Origin of the sequence: Pseudomonas orientalis (assembly GCF_022807995.1) — a bacterium.
GTDB classification, from domain to species: domain Bacteria; phylum Pseudomonadota; class Gammaproteobacteria; order Pseudomonadales; family Pseudomonadaceae; genus Aquipseudomonas; species Aquipseudomonas orientalis_B.
Genome location: NZ_CP094351.1, coordinates 5,183,856 through 5,199,168, shown reverse-complemented (window position 1 = coordinate 5,199,168; position 15,313 = coordinate 5,183,856). Strand labels below are relative to the sequence as shown.

The following is a 15,313-nucleotide window of genomic DNA, read 5'->3' as shown; positions in this document are numbered from 1 at the left end:
CGAGTCATTGAAGTTAAAACGGTTTGACCACGACCAGAATTACGATAGCCAGCAACATCAGAACAGGCACTTCATTGAACCAGCGATAAAAGACATGGCTACGGGTGTTTTCGCCACGGGCGAAGCGCTTTACCTGCGCGCCGCACATGTGGTGGTAACCGATCAGCAGAACCACCAGGGTGAGCTTGGCGTGAATCCATGCGCCTGATTGGAACATGCCGGGGTTGAGTACCAGTAACCAGATGCCGAAGACCAGCGTGGCAACCATCGCCGGGCCCATGATGCCCCGGTACAACTTGCGCTCCATGATACTGAAGCGCTCCTTGCTGACGGTGTCTTCGCTTTGAGCGTGATAGACAAACAAGCGTGGCAGGTAGAACAGCCCGGCAAACCAGCAGACGATGCTGACGATATGGAAGGCTTTGACCCATAGATAAAGCATTTTTAGTTATTCCCAGGTTCACGGTAGCGAAGATAGTAGTAGCTCAGGTGCCCGTACGTCACGTTGGCGGTTGTCGCAGGACGATGCGGCCCCTATTATCGACGGCTTTCCAGTGGGTTCGTTGAGGGCAGGTTTATGGTCAAGGTCGGTATCGTCGGCGGCACGGGTTACACCGGTGTCGAATTGCTGCGTCTGTTGGCTCAGCATCCGCAGGCTGAGGTGGTGGTCATCACTTCACGCTCCGAGGCTGGTCTGGCCGTGGCCGATATGTACCCGAACCTGCGAGGCCACTACGACGGCCTGGCCTTCAGCGTGCCGGACATCAAGACATTGGGCGCCTGTGACGTGGTGTTCTTCGCCACGCCTCACGGGGTAGCGCATGCATTGGCCGGTGAGCTGCTGGCGGCGGGCACCAAGGTGATCGATCTGTCCGCGGACTTCCGCCTGCAGGATGCCGATGAGTGGGCCAAGTGGTACGGCCAGCCTCACGGCGCGCCAGAGTTGCTGGAAGAAGCGGTATACGGCTTGCCGGAAGTCAATCGTGAGCAGATCAGGCAGGCACGCCTGATTGCGGTGCCGGGTTGCTATCCGACGGCGACTCAGTTGGGTTTCCTGCCACTGCTGGAAGCGGGTCTGGCGGACACCTCGCGCTTGATCGCGGACTGCAAGTCGGGTGTCAGCGGCGCCGGCCGTGGTGCCGCGGTAGGCTCGCTGTATTCCGAGACGTCGGAAAGCATGAAGGCTTATGCGGTAAAAGGGCATCGTCATTTGCCCGAGATCCGTCAGGGGCTGCGCCGCGCTGCGGGTAAGGACGTGGGCCTGACGTTCGTGCCGCATCTGACGCCGATGATTCGCGGGATCCACTCCACGTTGTACGCGACGGTGGTCGATCGTTCGGTTGACCTGCAGGCATTGTTCGAAAAGCGTTATGCCAACGAACCGTTCGTCGACGTGATGCCGGCGGGCAGTCATCCGGAAACCCGTAGCGTGCGCGGCGCCAACGTGTGCCGGATTGCGGTGCATCGTCCGCAGGATGGCGACCTGGTGGTAGTGCTGTCGGTGATTGATAACCTGGTCAAGGGGGCTTCAGGCCAGGCGGTGCAGAACATGAACATCCTGTTCGGTCTGGAGGAGAAGTTGGGCTTGTCCCACGCAGGGATGTTGCCTTAAAAGGAGCTACAAGCTTCAAGTGGTCAGCGGCAAGCTTGAAGCTTAAGGCTTGAAGCTTGTAGCTGCTCCCATAATAGTTGACCGCTTTTCTAGGAGAAGCGGATAATACCCGCCATTACGCATATGGCGGCGCTACGCCGGGAGATTATCAGCATGAGCGTTGAATCCTTCACCCCCACGGCTTTGCAATTCACCCACGGTGCTGCGCACAAGGTGAAGAGCCTGGTCGATGAAGAGGGTAATGATCGCTTGAAGCTGCGCGTATTTGTTACGGGCGGCGGTTGTTCAGGGTTTCAGTACGGTTTTACCTTCGATGAAGATGTGGCCGATGACGACACCATCGTTGAGCGCGAGGGCGTGAGCCTGGTCGTGGATCCGATGAGCTTCCAGTACCTGGCGGGTGCTGAAGTGGATTACCAGGAAGGGCTGGAAGGGTCGCGTTTCGTGATCAAGAACCCTAACGCCACGACGACCTGTGGTTGCGGGTCTTCGTTCTCGATCTGATCGAACGCCTGGCCTGCACGGATAAAGAAACCTGCACGGATAAAAAAACGCCGCTTGGCTTTGATGAGCCAAGCGGCGTTGTGCTGTCTGGGGATCAGGCGGGGTAGATCGCGCCCAGCACGCGCAGCCCGCGAGCACCGGTGACGCTGGGTCGGTTCGCGGCGATGCCTTCCAGGCAGCAATGGGCCAGCCAGGCGAAGGCCATGGCTTCCACCCAGTCCGGGTCCACGCCATAGGCTGCGGTGCTGCTGACCTGTGTGGACGGCAGCAGTGCCGCCAGTCGATTCATCAGCGTCCCGTTATGGGCGCCACCGCCGCAGATCAGCAGGGTTTCGGTGTTGGCTTGAGCGCTTTGCAGGGAGTCGACGATGGTCAGGGCGGTCAGCTCCAGCAATGTGGCTTGCACGTCCTGAGGAAGAAACGCTGGTAGCTCGTCGAGATGCTGCTGCAGCCAACCCAGGTTGAACACTTCTCGTCCGGTACTCTTCGGGCCTTTGGTCGCGAAAAAGGGATCGTCGAGCAGCGCGTTGAGTAACTGCGGCTCAACCTTGCCGCTGGCTGCCCATTGCCCGTCGCGATCAAAATGCTCGCCGCGTTGATGATTGATCCATGCGTCCAGCAAGACATTGCCCGGGCCGCAGTCAAAGCCCGATACAGGCTTTCCGGTTTCTATCAGGCTCAGGTTGCTGAAGCCGCCGACATTCAGTACGGCGCGGTTGCCGGTACTTTCTCCGAACAGCGCCTCGTGGAAGGCGGGTACCAAGGGGGCGCCCTGGCCGCCTGCGGCGACGTCGCGGCTGCGGAAGTCGCTGACCACAGTGATGCCAGTCAGCTCGGCGAGCAATGCCGGATTGCCGATCTGTACCGTAAAGCCGCGGGTGGGTTCATGGCGGATAGTCTGCCCATGGCTGCCGATCGCGCGAACGTCTTGGGGCCTCAGGCTTTGCTGGTCCAGCAAGGCGTGGATGCCTTGGGCGGCGAGTGTCACCCAGGACTGCTGGGCGATTGCCGAACGGGCGATTTCATCCGGGCCGCTGGCGCACAAACTGAGCAGCTCGGCACGCAGGGTGGCAGGCATGGGGATGTAGTGGGTGGCGATCAGGCTGACCGTCGAATCGTTTTCGATGAGGGCGATATCCAGGCCATCGAGGCTGGTCCCGGACATCACACCGATATAGCGCGGCATGCCTTAACGCTTCGCCGAAGCCAGCAGGGTGGAGCGTTCCTGATCCATGCGGGCCATCAGTGGTTGGCTTTGCTGCATGAAGCGCGCGCGCTCCGCCTTGGCGATCGGGTCGGCCATCGGCAGCTTCTGGCCCAGTGGATCAACGTGTACACCGTTGACCTGGAACTCATAGTGCAAGTGCGGCCCGGTGGACAGGCCAGTCGTGCCGATATAACCGATCACTTGGCCCTGCTTCACGTTTCCACCGGTCCTGACGCCCTTGGCGAACCCTTGCATGTGACCATACAGCGTGCGATAGGTATTACCGTGCTGGATGATCACCGTATTGCCGTAACCCCCGCGACGCCCGGCCAACAAGACCTTGCCGTCGCCAGCTGCCTTGATTGGCGTGCCACGCGGAGCGGCGTAATCGACACCTTTGTGGGCGCGAATTTTGTTCAGAATCGGATGCTTGCGGCCCATGGAGAAACGCGAGCTGATACGAGCGAAATCCACCGGGGTACGGATGAACGCCTTGCGCATGCTGTTGCCGTCGGCCGTGTAGTAACTGCTGTTGCCCTGTTTGTTGGTGTAGCGCACTGCGGTGTAAGTCTTGCCGCGGTTGGTGAAGCGCGCAGAGAGAATATTACCGGTGCCGACAACTTTGCCATTGGCGACTTTCTGTTCGTAGATCACATCGAATTCATCACCCTGGCGGATGTCCTGGGCGAAGTCGATGTCGTAGCCAAATACGCTGGCCATGTCCATGGTCATGTTGTGGGACAGGCCGGCACGGGCGGCGGATTGCGACAGGGAGCTATTGATCACGCCGTGTACGTAGGCTGAGCGCATGACCGGCTTGGTGGTGATGCGATTGAAGGCAAACCCCTTGGCGCCCTTGCTCAGGCTGATACTTTCCAGGTCGCTGATATTGGTGTGCAGATTGTTCAACTGGCCGTCGGGCGTCAGTTCGAACTCAAGCTTCTGGCCATGTTTGAGCTGGGTGAACTGCTTGGCTTGCTTATCGGTGGCCAGGACTTCATTGACGGTGGCGGCGGGCAGTCCGACTTTTTCGAACAGTGTTGACAGTGTGTCACCTTTGCTCACGATCACTTCGCGATGCTGAGGATCCCTGGCCGCGACAGCTGCGGGCTTTTCCTGGGCGGCTTTCTGAGTTTCTTCCGGAGCGTTTTCGATCTGCGCAAACGGAGATTCGGCAGGTGTATTTGTGGCTTGTTGTGCGTCGGAAGCGTCTTGATCTTGTGTCAGTTGCTCAACAGGACTTTCCAGGTCAAGGCTTAGGGATGTTCGTTTGGCTTCTACGTCACTGGAAGGGAATACCAGGAGTGCCAGGCTCAGAAGGGCGGCGATACCACTTGCGGCAAGCAGGTGGGTCTTCGGGTAAAGCGGCGGCGCTTTAGACGGTTCAGTGGTCATAAGTATTTTGACTTTGAAGATGAAATGGAAAAGATGAATGACATGATGAAGATGAAATAACTGTATAAAATATAACCAAATCATCTGTGGCGCAAGCTCGCGAACGCTGGGCTTGCGGAATGGTGTCCGTTCACAGGGCAAAACTTGTAATTAGTCCCTGATCTTGTATGGTTGGTTCCCTTTTGAATCTGAGCCTTGCGGGTCTGTTATGAAGTCGGTTGAAGAGCAGCTAGCGCTGATAAAACGTGGTGCGGAAGAACTGTTGGTCGAGGCCGAGCTGGTCGAAAAGCTCAAGCGCGGCCAGCCCCTGCGTATTAAGGCTGGCTTTGACCCAACCGCGCCGGATCTGCACCTTGGCCATACCGTGCTTATTAATAAGCTGCGTCAGTTCCAGGACTTGGGGCATCAGGTCATCTTCCTTATTGGTGACTTCACCGGGATGATCGGCGACCCGAGCGGCAAGAGCGCAACGCGCCCACCGCTGACGCGCGAGCAGGTTCTCGACAATGCCGAGACCTACAAGACCCAAGTGTTCAAAATCCTTGATCCGGCCAAGACCGAGGTGGCCTTCAACTCCACCTGGATGGATCAGATGGGGCCGGCGGATTTCATTCGCCTGACGTCGCAGTACACCGTCGCACGCATGCTTGAGCGTGATGACTTCGACAAGCGCTACTCCACCAATCAGCCGATCGCGATCCATGAGTTTCTTTACCCGCTGGTCCAGGGATATGACTCGGTGGCTTTGCGTGCGGATGTTGAGCTGGGCGGGACGGATCAGAAGTTCAACCTGCTGATGGGGCGTGAGCTGCAGCGCGCCTATGGGCAGGAAGCGCAGTGCATTCTGACCATGCCGTTGCTGGAGGGGTTGGACGGCGTCAAGAAGATGTCTAAGTCCCTGGGTAACTATGTGGGTATCCAGGAAGCGCCGGGCGTGATGTACGGCAAGCTGGTTTCCATTCCGGATTCGTTGATGTGGCGTTACTTCGAATTGCTGAGCTTTCGTTCGATGGATGAAATCAATGCGTTGCGTGCTGACGTAGAGGCGGGTGCCAACCCGCGTGATGTGAAGATCAAGCTGGCCGAAGAGATCGTGGCGCGCTTCCATGGTGAAGAGGCTGCGGCCAACGCTCACCGTGCGGCGGGCAATCGCATGAAGGATGGCGAGTTGCCGGACGACCTGCCGGAGATCGAATTGACTGCGGTTGAGGCGATGCCGATAGCGGCAGTCCTTAATAAGGCAGGTTTGGTGAAGAACTCTGCGGTGGCGCGTGACCTGCTCGGTTCGGGTGGTGTGCGTATAGATGGTGAAGTGGTCGATCGCACCTTTATATACGAGCTGGGCGCTACCCACGTTTGCCAGGCGGGGAAGAAGGCATTTGCGCGTATTACGCTCAAATCCGAATAAGTCTCTAATTAGGGGTTGACGGCGAATTATATCTCTCTATAATTCGCCCCACTTCCGGCGCAGTCGAAACGGAAAACTCCTTGGTAAACAACGAGTTAAGCAAGTTTCGGCAGCAGGTCGCTTCAGTTCATCGAAGCCAGAAGGAAGTTGAAAAAGAGGTGTTGACAGCAGCGTGTAACGCTGTAGAATTCGCCTCCCGCTTACGAGAGATCGCAAGCGCAAGTGGTTGAAGTTGTTGAAGAATTCTTCGAAAGCTTCTGAAAATAACCGCTTGACAGCAAATGAGGCTGCTGTAGAATGCGCGCCTCGGTTGAGACGAAACATCTTAACCAACCGCTCTTTAACAACTGAATCAAGCAATTCGTGTGGGTGCTTGTGGAGTTAGACTGATAGTCAACAAGATTATCAGCATCACAAGTTACTCCGCGAGAAATCAAAGAATAACCAACGATTGCTGAGCCAAGTTTAGGGTTTCTTAAAAACCCAAAGATGTTTGAACTGAAGAGTTTGATCATGGCTCAGATTGAACGCTGGCGGCAGGCCTAACACATGCAAGTCGAGCGGTAGAGAGAAGCTTGCTTCTCTTGAGAGCGGCGGACGGGTGAGTAAAGCCTAGGAATCTGCCTGGTAGTGGGGGATAACGTTCGGAAACGGACGCTAATACCGCATACGTCCTACGGGAGAAAGCAGGGGACCTTCGGGCCTTGCGCTATCAGATGAGCCTAGGTCGGATTAGCTAGTTGGTGAGGTAATGGCTCACCAAGGCGACGATCCGTAACTGGTCTGAGAGGATGATCAGTCACACTGGAACTGAGACACGGTCCAGACTCCTACGGGAGGCAGCAGTGGGGAATATTGGACAATGGGCGAAAGCCTGATCCAGCCATGCCGCGTGTGTGAAGAAGGTCTTCGGATTGTAAAGCACTTTAAGTTGGGAGGAAGGGCAGTTACCTAATACGTGATTGTTTTGACGTTACCGACAGAATAAGCACCGGCTAACTCTGTGCCAGCAGCCGCGGTAATACAGAGGGTGCAAGCGTTAATCGGAATTACTGGGCGTAAAGCGCGCGTAGGTGGTTTGTTAAGTTGGATGTGAAATCCCCGGGCTCAACCTGGGAACTGCATTCAAAACTGACTGACTAGAGTGTGGTAGAGGGTGGTGGAATTTCCTGTGTAGCGGTGAAATGCGTAGATATAGGAAGGAACACCAGTGGCGAAGGCGACCACCTGGACCAACACTGACACTGAGGTGCGAAAGCGTGGGGAGCAAACAGGATTAGATACCCTGGTAGTCCACGCCGTAAACGATGTCAACTAGCCGTTGGGAGCCTTGAGCTCTTAGTGGCGCAGCTAACGCATTAAGTTGACCGCCTGGGGAGTACGGCCGCAAGGTTAAAACTCAAATGAATTGACGGGGGCCCGCACAAGCGGTGGAGCATGTGGTTTAATTCGAAGCAACGCGAAGAACCTTACCAGGCCTTGACATCCAATGAACTTTCCAGAGATGGATGGGTGCCTTCGGGAACATTGAGACAGGTGCTGCATGGCTGTCGTCAGCTCGTGTCGTGAGATGTTGGGTTAAGTCCCGTAACGAGCGCAACCCTTGTCCTTAGTTACCAGCACGTTAAGGTGGGCACTCTAAGGAGACTGCCGGTGACAAACCGGAGGAAGGTGGGGATGACGTCAAGTCATCATGGCCCTTACGGCCTGGGCTACACACGTGCTACAATGGTCGGTACAGAGGGTTGCCAAGCCGCGAGGTGGAGCTAATCCCACAAAACCGATCGTAGTCCGGATCGCAGTCTGCAACTCGACTGCGTGAAGTCGGAATCGCTAGTAATCGCGAATCAGAATGTCGCGGTGAATACGTTCCCGGGCCTTGTACACACCGCCCGTCACACCATGGGAGTGGGTTGCACCAGAAGTAGCTAGTCTAACCTTCGGGAGGACGGTTACCACGGTGTGATTCATGACTGGGGTGAAGTCGTAACAAGGTAGCCGTAGGGGAACCTGCGGCTGGATCACCTCCTTAATCGACGACATCAGCTGCTCCATAAGTTCCCACACGAATTGCTTGATTCATTGAAGAAGACGATAAGAAGCAGCCTAAATAGGGTTGTAGCTTAGTTGGTTAGAGCGCACCCCATGCTCTGTGGTAAAGAGCAGGGTGAGGTCGGCCTTAGCAGCTCGAAATTGGGTCTGTAGCTCAGTTGGTTAGAGCGCACCCCTGATAAGGGTGAGGTCGGCAGTTCGAATCTGCCCAGACCCACCAATTTTGTGTGGGAAACGCCTGTAGAAATACGGGGCCATAGCTCAGCTGGGAGAGCGCCTGCCTTGCACGCAGGAGGTCAACGGTTCGATCCCGTTTGGCTCCACCACTACTGCTTCTGTTTGTATAAAGCTTAGAAATGAGCATTCCATCGTTGTGATGGTGAATGTTGATTTCTAGTCTTTGACTAGTTCGTTCTTTAAAAATTTGGGTATGTGATAGAAAGATAGACTGAACGTTACTTTCACTGGTAACGGCTCAGGCTAAGGTAAAATTTGTGAGTTCTCTTAACGAGAAATTCGAATTTTCGGCGAATGTTGTCTTCACAGTATAACCAGATTGCTTGGGGTTATATGGTCAAGTGAAGAAGCGCATACGGTGGATGCCTTGGCAGTCAGAGGCGATGAAAGACGTGGTAGCCTGCGAAAAGCTTCGGGGAGTCGGCAAACAGACTTTGATCCGGAGATGTCTGAATGGGGGAACCCAGCCATCATAAGATGGTTACCTTACACTGAATACATAGGTGTATGGAGCGAACCAGGGGAACTGAAACATCTAAGTACCCTGAGGAAAAGAAATCAACCGAGATTCCCTTAGTAGTGGCGAGCGAACGGGGACTAGCCCTTAAGTGGCTTTGAGATTAGCGGAACGCTCTGGAAAGTGCGGCCATAGTGGGTGATAGCCCTGTACGCGAAAATCTCTTAGTCATGAAATCGAGTAGGACGGAGCACGAGAAACTTTGTCTGAATATGGGGGGACCATCCTCCAAGGCTAAATACTACTGACTGACCGATAGTGAACTAGTACCGTGAGGGAAAGGCGAAAAGAACCCCGGAGAGGGGAGTGAAATAGATCCTGAAACCGTATGCGTACAAGCAGTGGGAGCCCACTTTGTTGGGTGACTGCGTACCTTTTGTATAATGGGTCAGCGACTTATTTTCAGTGGCGAGCTTAACCGAATAGGGGAGGCGTAGCGAAAGCGAGTCTTAATAGGGCGTCTAGTCGCTGGGAATAGACCCGAAACCGGGCGATCTATCCATGGGCAGGTTGAAGGTTGGGTAACACTAACTGGAGGACCGAACCGACTACCGTTGAAAAGTTAGCGGATGACCTGTGGATCGGAGTGAAAGGCTAATCAAGCTCGGAGATAGCTGGTTCTCCTCGAAAGCTATTTAGGTAGCGCCTCATGTATCACTGTAGGGGGTAGAGCACTGTTTCGGCTAGGGGGTCATCCCGACTTACCAAACCGATGCAAACTCCGAATACCTACAAGTGCCGAGCATGGGAGACACACGGCGGGTGCTAACGTCCGTCGTGAAAAGGGAAACAACCCAGACCGTCAGCTAAGGTCCCAAAGTTATGGTTAAGTGGGAAACGATGTGGGAAGGCTTAGACAGCTAGGAGGTTGGCTTAGAAGCAGCCACCCTTTAAAGAAAGCGTAATAGCTCACTAGTCGAGTCGGCCTGCGCGGAAGATGTAACGGGGCTCAAACCATACACCGAAGCTACGGGTATCACGCAAGTGATGCGGTAGAGGAGCGTTCTGTAAGCCTGTGAAGGTGAGTTGAGAAGCTTGCTGGAGGTATCAGAAGTGCGAATGCTGACATGAGTAACGACAATGGGTGTGAAAAACACCCACGCCGAAAGACCAAGGTTTCCTGCGCAACGTTAATCGACGCAGGGTTAGTCGGTCCCTAAGGCGAGGCTGAAAAGCGTAGTCGATGGAAAACAGGTTAATATTCCTGTACTTCTGGTTATTGCGATGGAGGGACGGAGAAGGCTAGGCCAGCTTGGCGTTGGTTGTCCAAGTTTAAGGTGGTAGGCTGAGATCTTAGGTAAATCCGGGATCTTAAGGCCGAGAGCTGATGACGAGTCGTCTTTTAGACGACGAAGTGGTTGATGCCATGCTTCCAAGAAAAGCTTCTAAGCTTCAGGTAACCAGGAACCGTACCCCAAACCGACACAGGTGGTTGGGTAGAGAATACCAAGGCGCTTGAGAGAACTCGGGTGAAGGAACTAGGCAAAATGGCACCGTAACTTCGGGAGAAGGTGCGCCGGTGAGGGTGAAGGACTTGCTCCGTAAGCTCATGCCGGTCGAAGATACCAGGCCGCTGCGACTGTTTATTAAAAACACAGCACTCTGCAAACACGAAAGTGGACGTATAGGGTGTGACGCCTGCCCGGTGCCGGAAGGTTAATTGATGGGGTTAGCTAACGCGAAGCTCTTGATCGAAGCCCCGGTAAACGGCGGCCGTAACTATAACGGTCCTAAGGTAGCGAAATTCCTTGTCGGGTAAGTTCCGACCTGCACGAATGGCGTAACGATGGCGGCGCTGTCTCCACCCGAGACTCAGTGAAATTGAAATCGCTGTGAAGATGCAGTGTATCCGCGGCTAGACGGAAAGACCCCGTGAACCTTTACTATAGCTTTGCACTGGACTTTGAATTTGCTTGTGTAGGATAGGTGGGAGGCTTTGAAGCGTGGACGCCAGTCTGCGTGGAGCCAACCTTGAAATACCACCCTGGCAACTTTGAGGTTCTAACTCAGGTCCGTTATCCGGATCGAGGACAGTGTATGGTGGGTAGTTTGACTGGGGCGGTCTCCTCCTAAAGAGTAACGGAGGAGTACGAAGGTGCGCTCAGACCGGTCGGAAATCGGTCGTAGAGTATAAAGGCAAAAGCGCGCTTGACTGCGAGACAGACACGTCGAGCAGGTACGAAAGTAGGTCTTAGTGATCCGGTGGTTCTGTATGGAAGGGCCATCGCTCAACGGATAAAAGGTACTCCGGGGATAACAGGCTGATACCGCCCAAGAGTTCATATCGACGGCGGTGTTTGGCACCTCGATGTCGGCTCATCACATCCTGGGGCTGAAGCCGGTCCCAAGGGTATGGCTGTTCGCCATTTAAAGTGGTACGCGAGCTGGGTTTAGAACGTCGTGAGACAGTTCGGTCCCTATCTGCCGTGGACGTTTGAGATTTGAGAGGGGCTGCTCCTAGTACGAGAGGACCGGAGTGGACGAACCTCTGGTGTTCCGGTTGTCACGCCAGTGGCATTGCCGGGTAGCTATGTTCGGAATAGATAACCGCTGAAAGCATCTAAGCGGGAAACTAGCCTCAAGATGAGATCTCACTGGAACCTTGAGTTCCCTGAAGGGCCGTCGAAGACTACGACGTTGATAGGTTGGGTGTGTAAGCGCTGTGAGGCGTTGAGCTAACCAATACTAATTGCCCGTGAGGCTTGACCATATAACACCCAAGCAATTTGATTACTCTAACGAGCATCAGATTGCGGTGTGTGAAGACGAGATGAACCGAAAGTTCGACGTTCACAAAACACCGACAGCTGTCACATACCCAATTTGCTGAAGCGAGGCCAACAGGTCACGACTCAGTACCCGAATTTCTTGACGACCATAGAGCATTGGAACCACCTGATCCCATCCCGAACTCAGCAGTGAAACGATGCATCGCCGATGGTAGTGTGGGGTTTCCCCATGTGAGAGTAGGTCATCGTCAAGATTAAATTCCAGAACCCCATTTGCGAAAGCAGATGGGGTTTTGTTTTGGGCGCTCGAAAAGTATCAAGGCGTTCATTGCGTTTTAGGGCGTGCAGCCTTTCTATGCAATGCCTCTTCGCATGGCTATCATGCGTGCCTCACTGTGAGGCGATACCTGCATGCTTACGCTGTTAGAACTTCTGAAAGACGGCCGATTCCATTCCGGAGAGGCGCTGGGTGCTGCCCTGGGCGTTAGCCGCAGTGCCGTGTGGAAGCAGCTTCAGCTTCTTGAGGTCGAATTGAATCTACCTATTCATAAGGTGCGTGGTAAGGGGTACCAGTTAGCATCGCCACTGGTATTTCTAAATGCTGAAGGGATTTCCCGAAGTGCACCATCGTTGTCGTGGCCTATCCATATCTACGACTCGATTGATTCCACCAACGCAGAGGCTTTGCGCATGGTTGATGTCGCGCGGGCTGCCCCTTTCCTGGTATTGGCTGAACAGCAAATGGCCGGTCGGGGCAGGCGCGGCCGAAAGTGGGTCAGTCCATTCGCCCAAAACATCTATTACAGCCTTGTATTGCGTATCGATGATGGCCTCCGGCAACTGGAAGGGCTGAGTCTTGTTGTTGGCTTGGCGGTCCTTCAGGCTTTGCGAACGTCTGGCATTCAGGATGCCGTCTTGAAATGGCCCAACGATGTATTGGTCGGGCGCAAGAAAATTGCCGGAATATTGTTGGAGTTGGTGGGGGATCCAGCAGATATCTGTCACGTGGTGCTCGGCATCGGGATCAACGTGAATATGCAGAGAGCTGCCGAGGTTGATCAGCAATGGACATCAGTGCAGCTTGAGACGGGATTTGCTGCTGATCGTAATGCTCTCGTGGCCCAAGTCAGCTTGCAGCTCCAGCGCTATCTTGATCGACACAGGGAGTCGGGATTTGTGGCCCTCCAAGAGGAGTGGGAGCAAAATCATGCGTGGCAAGGGCGGGAGGTATCACTTATCGCGGGTGTGAATTGTGTTGATGGAGTGGTGCTCGGTGTTGATCGTCAAGGTGCGTTGCGCTTGAGCGTTGATGGTGTCGAAAAAACATACAGCGGCGGTGAGTTAAGCCTGAGGTTGCGCGATGATTCTTGAGCTTGACTGTGGGAATAGCTTTATCAAATGGCGCGTGCTGAATGCCGACAGGGTGGGTGCCTTTGCTGAAGGTATTGTCGGTTCGAATGTCGCGTTGATCGAGAGCTTGAGCGCAGTACCCGGCATGTCGCTGACACGTTGCCGGCTGGTGAGTGTTCGCGCTCTGGAGGAAACAAACAAGCTGGTTGAGACATTGATCGAGGCTTTTGGCATTACTGTCTCGTGTGCAATGTCAGCTGTGGAAATGGCCGGTGTTCGCAATGGCTATGACGAGTTCGAGCGGCTTGGTCTGGACCGTTGGCTGGCGATCCTTGGAGGGTACAAGCTAGCGTCCGGCCCTTGCCTGGTATTGGATTTTGGTACGGCGGCAACTGCAGACTTCATTGATGTCGATGGCGAACATTTGGGGGGATTCATTTGCCCTGGTCTACCCCTTATGCGCAACCAGCTGCGCACCCATACGCGTAAGATACGCTACGACGATGCTTCTGCTGAGCGCGCTCTAGAGCGTCTTTTACCAGGGCGCACAACTGCTGAGGCGGTGGAGCGTGGCTGCACACTGATGCTGAGAGGGTTCGTACTCACCCAGATCGAGCTGGCCAGGAGTTATTGGGGGGATGACTTTACGGTATTCCTGACTGGCGGAGATGCTGAGCTGGTCTCTGACACTGTGCCGCAGGCACGTCTTGTGCCGGACTTGGTATTCATTGGCCTGGCAATGGCGTGTCCTTTGCCCTGAGGTGCTTATGCGTTGGCTGTTCCTGCTTCTACTGATTCTCAACGTCTTCTATTACATATGGCATCAGCAAGAAGCGCCGTTGCGCGCTAAGGATGTCACTCCTCTAAGTCTGTATCGCGGCTCCCAGCAGGATATACGGCTGCTGAGCGAGTCCTCTGAGGCGGTGGCTAGAAAGGATCGCGTAAAGGCATCCGATGCGCAAAACACCTGCTTGTACATTGGAGGGTTTACCGATCAGCGTCAGGCGCAATCTGTCGAGCAGCGCCTCACCAGTCTGGATATAAAGGTCAAGGTTCAATTGCTGAACATGCCTGAGGCGACCGGTTACTGGCTTCGAGTGGCTCCTGAAAGCAGGCGCCTGGCGGACGATCTGCCCTTTGAAAACCTTGCTAAGGAATTCAATGAGTTAAAACATAAAATAATGCTGTGTGAAGGCATTGCAACTCTCGGATAGTTTGCATAGAATGGCGCCCGCTTCGCAGTGAAGACCTTTATAGGGATTTGATGAGAAGCGACGTCAACGCAGCTAACCTCATAATTTAAATGAGAAAATGCTTGACAGAAGGCCGGCGTGATGTAAAATGCCGGCTCGCTTAGGAGGGGTTCCCGAGCGGCCAAAGGGATCAGACTGTAAATCTGACGTCTACGACTTCGAAGGTTCGAATCCTTCCCCCTCCACCATTTTAGCGTGAGCTGCAAGCTCCGCGGGTATAGTTTAGTGGTAGAACCTCAGCCTTCCAAGCTGATGATGCGGGTTCGATTCCCGCTACCCGCTCCAAGTTTGCAGGTTGTGCAAGGTGTTTTGCTCTTGTAGCTCAGTTGGTAGAGCACACCCTTGGTAAGGGTGAGGTCAGCGGTTCAAATCCGCTCAAGAGCTCCATATAACAAGGCAGATATGAAAATATCTGCCTTTGTTTTAACAGCTGCCTCGGCTTGTATCGTGTTGTTTCTGGCGTTGGATGTCAGTTGATTTCAAGTCTGTTGGGGTTGGTTGTTGTAAAGTCTTTTTCAGGCCTGCATAATGGTCGGCCTGATTTTGTTTTAGGTCAGTAGCTCAATTGGCAGAGCGACGGTCTCCAAAACCGTAGGTTGGGGGTTCGATTCCCTCCTGACCTGCCAGATTCACTTGGTGTGTCTGGCTTTCTTTTCACAGGATCTTCATAGATGACTCCTAAGGCTGAAGCTCAAAGCTCTCGTTTCGATCTGGTCAAGTGGCTCGCCGTAGTCGCATTGGTGGTCGTAGGCGTTGTCGGCAATCAGTACTATTCTGCTTCGCCGATCCTGTACCGCGTTCTCGCTTTGCTGGCCCTTGCTGCTGTAGCTGCCTTTGTAGGCCTGCAGACTGCCAAAGGCAAGTCTTTCGCGGTCCTGGTAAAGGAAGCTCGCACTGAAATTCGTAAAGTCGTTTGGCCGACTCGCCAAGAAACCACGCAGACCACGTTGATTGTCGTGGCTGTTGTTCTGGTTATGGCGTTGCTGTTGTGGGGACTTGATTCCCTGCTCGGCTGGCTTGTTTCCTTGATTGTTGGCTAAGGGTGTCCC

General features: G+C 54.4%; 10 protein-coding genes, 6 tRNA genes and 3 rRNA genes. 16 read left to right on the top strand and 3 right to left on the bottom strand.

The window, feature by feature from the left end:
• Positions 1 to 13 precede the first annotated feature (13 nt).
• The gene (hemJ, locus tag MRY17_RS23335; RefSeq protein ID WP_181284907.1) at positions 14 to 442 is read right to left on the bottom strand and encodes a protoporphyrinogen oxidase HemJ; all 429 of its coding nucleotides are present in this window, start codon (positions 440 to 442) and stop codon (positions 14 to 16) included.
• A 135-nt stretch (positions 443 to 577) separates the two neighbouring features.
• Here hemJ and argC point away from each other — a divergent pair, with 135 nt between their 5' ends.
• Positions 578 to 1,612: an N-acetyl-gamma-glutamyl-phosphate reductase gene (gene argC, locus MRY17_RS23330; protein WP_181284908.1), complete on the top strand. Its 1,035-nt coding sequence runs from the start codon at positions 578 to 580 to the stop codon at positions 1,610 to 1,612.
• A 153-nt stretch (positions 1,613 to 1,765) separates the two neighbouring features.
• Positions 1,766 to 2,116 carry an iron-sulfur cluster insertion protein ErpA gene (gene erpA, locus MRY17_RS23325; protein ID WP_003176443.1) on the top strand — a complete coding sequence of 117 codons (351 nt, stop codon included), beginning with the start codon at positions 1,766 to 1,768 and terminating at the stop codon, positions 2,114 to 2,116.
• A 94-nt stretch (positions 2,117 to 2,210) separates the two neighbouring features.
• Here erpA and MRY17_RS23320 read toward each other — a convergent pair whose 3' ends face one another.
• Together MRY17_RS23320 and MRY17_RS23315 are read right to left on the bottom strand one after the other, a co-directional pair.
• Positions 2,211 to 3,302, bottom strand: coding sequence for an anhydro-N-acetylmuramic acid kinase (locus MRY17_RS23320; protein ID WP_243352931.1), 1,092 nt, complete (start codon positions 3,300 to 3,302; stop codon positions 2,211 to 2,213).
• 3 nt (positions 3,303 to 3,305) lie between these two features.
• On the bottom strand, positions 3,306 to 4,718 hold the full coding sequence (locus MRY17_RS23315) for a peptidoglycan DD-metalloendopeptidase family protein (RefSeq protein WP_243352930.1): 1,413 nt from the start codon (positions 4,716 to 4,718) through the stop codon (positions 3,306 to 3,308).
• Positions 4,719 to 4,926: 208 nt separating this feature from the next.
• Between MRY17_RS23315 and tyrS the strand changes: the two genes are divergently transcribed.
• The 14 genes from tyrS to secE all read left to right on the top strand — a co-directional run bounded on the left by tyrS (position 4,927) and on the right by secE (position 15,304).
• Positions 4,927 to 6,126: a tyrosine--tRNA ligase gene (tyrS, locus tag MRY17_RS23310; protein WP_243352929.1), complete on the top strand. Its 1,200-nt coding sequence runs from the start codon at positions 4,927 to 4,929 to the stop codon at positions 6,124 to 6,126.
• A gap of 495 nt (positions 6,127 to 6,621) precedes the next feature.
• A 16S ribosomal RNA gene (locus MRY17_RS23305) occupies positions 6,622 to 8,158 on the top strand.
• Positions 8,159 to 8,321: 163 nt separating this feature from the next.
• Positions 8,322 to 8,398 (top strand) — tRNA-Ile (locus MRY17_RS23300).
• A gap of 30 nt (positions 8,399 to 8,428) precedes the next feature.
• Positions 8,429 to 8,504 (top strand) — tRNA-Ala (locus MRY17_RS23295).
• A 246-nt stretch (positions 8,505 to 8,750) separates the two neighbouring features.
• Positions 8,751 to 11,642: ribosomal RNA gene (locus MRY17_RS23290) — 23S ribosomal RNA — on the top strand.
• A 157-nt stretch (positions 11,643 to 11,799) separates the two neighbouring features.
• Positions 11,800 to 11,915: ribosomal RNA gene (gene rrf, locus MRY17_RS23285) — 5S ribosomal RNA — on the top strand.
• Together the 16S, 23S and 5S rRNA genes with 2 tRNA genes alongside form the textbook arrangement of a ribosomal RNA operon.
• A 157-nt stretch (positions 11,916 to 12,072) precedes the next feature.
• Positions 12,073 to 13,032 carry a bifunctional biotin--[acetyl-CoA-carboxylase] ligase/biotin operon repressor BirA gene (birA, locus tag MRY17_RS23280; protein WP_181283570.1) on the top strand — a complete coding sequence of 320 codons (960 nt, stop codon included), beginning with the start codon at positions 12,073 to 12,075 and terminating at the stop codon, positions 13,030 to 13,032.
• Positions 13,022 to 13,771 (top strand): pantothenate kinase, encoded by a 750-nt coding sequence (locus tag MRY17_RS23275; protein ID WP_243352928.1) that lies wholly within the window; start codon positions 13,022 to 13,024, stop codon positions 13,769 to 13,771. The genes birA and MRY17_RS23275 overlap by 11 nt, the downstream gene beginning before the upstream one ends.
• A 7-nt stretch (positions 13,772 to 13,778) precedes the next feature.
• On the top strand, positions 13,779 to 14,225 hold the full coding sequence (locus MRY17_RS23270; RefSeq protein WP_191953585.1) for a hypothetical protein: 447 nt from the start codon (positions 13,779 to 13,781) through the stop codon (positions 14,223 to 14,225).
• A gap of 142 nt (positions 14,226 to 14,367) precedes the next feature.
• Positions 14,368 to 14,452 (top strand) — tRNA-Tyr (locus MRY17_RS23265).
• Between the two features lie 23 nt (positions 14,453 to 14,475).
• Positions 14,476 to 14,549: transfer RNA gene (locus MRY17_RS23260), tRNA-Gly, on the top strand.
• 26 nt (positions 14,550 to 14,575) lie between these two features.
• A tRNA-Thr gene (locus tag MRY17_RS23255) sits at positions 14,576 to 14,651 on the top strand.
• 163 nt (positions 14,652 to 14,814) lie between these two features.
• Positions 14,815 to 14,890, top strand: a tRNA-Trp gene (locus MRY17_RS23250).
• 45 nt (positions 14,891 to 14,935) lie between these two features.
• Entirely contained in the window at positions 14,936 to 15,304 is a 369-nt protein-coding gene (gene secE, locus MRY17_RS23245) for a preprotein translocase subunit SecE (protein WP_003194658.1), read from the top strand.
• The last annotated feature ends 9 nt before the right edge of the window (positions 15,305 to 15,313 follow it).

Excerpts from the sequence above, each read along its gene's own strand:
- MRY17_RS23275 (WP_243352928.1), top strand. The coding sequence starts at position 13,022 with ATGATTCTTGAGCTTGACTGTGGGAATAGCTTTATCAAATGGCGCGTG.
- argC (WP_181284908.1), top strand. The coding sequence starts at position 578 with ATGGTCAAGGTCGGTATCGTCGGCGGCACGGGTTACACCGGTGTCGAA.
- MRY17_RS23320 (WP_243352931.1), bottom strand. The coding sequence starts at position 3,302 with ATGCCGCGCTATATCGGTGTGATGTCCGGGACCAGCCTCGATGGCCTG.
- tyrS (WP_243352929.1), top strand. The coding sequence starts at position 4,927 with ATGAAGTCGGTTGAAGAGCAGCTAGCGCTGATAAAACGTGGTGCGGAA.
- MRY17_RS23270 (WP_191953585.1), top strand. The coding sequence starts at position 13,779 with ATGCGTTGGCTGTTCCTGCTTCTACTGATTCTCAACGTCTTCTATTAC.
- hemJ (WP_181284907.1), bottom strand. The coding sequence starts at position 442 with ATGCTTTATCTATGGGTCAAAGCCTTCCATATCGTCAGCATCGTCTGC.
- secE (WP_003194658.1), top strand. The coding sequence starts at position 14,936 with ATGACTCCTAAGGCTGAAGCTCAAAGCTCTCGTTTCGATCTGGTCAAG.
- MRY17_RS23315 (WP_243352930.1), bottom strand. The coding sequence starts at position 4,718 with ATGACCACTGAACCGTCTAAAGCGCCGCCGCTTTACCCGAAGACCCAC.
- erpA (WP_003176443.1), top strand. The coding sequence starts at position 1,766 with ATGAGCGTTGAATCCTTCACCCCCACGGCTTTGCAATTCACCCACGGT.
- birA (WP_181283570.1), top strand. The coding sequence starts at position 12,073 with ATGCTTACGCTGTTAGAACTTCTGAAAGACGGCCGATTCCATTCCGGA.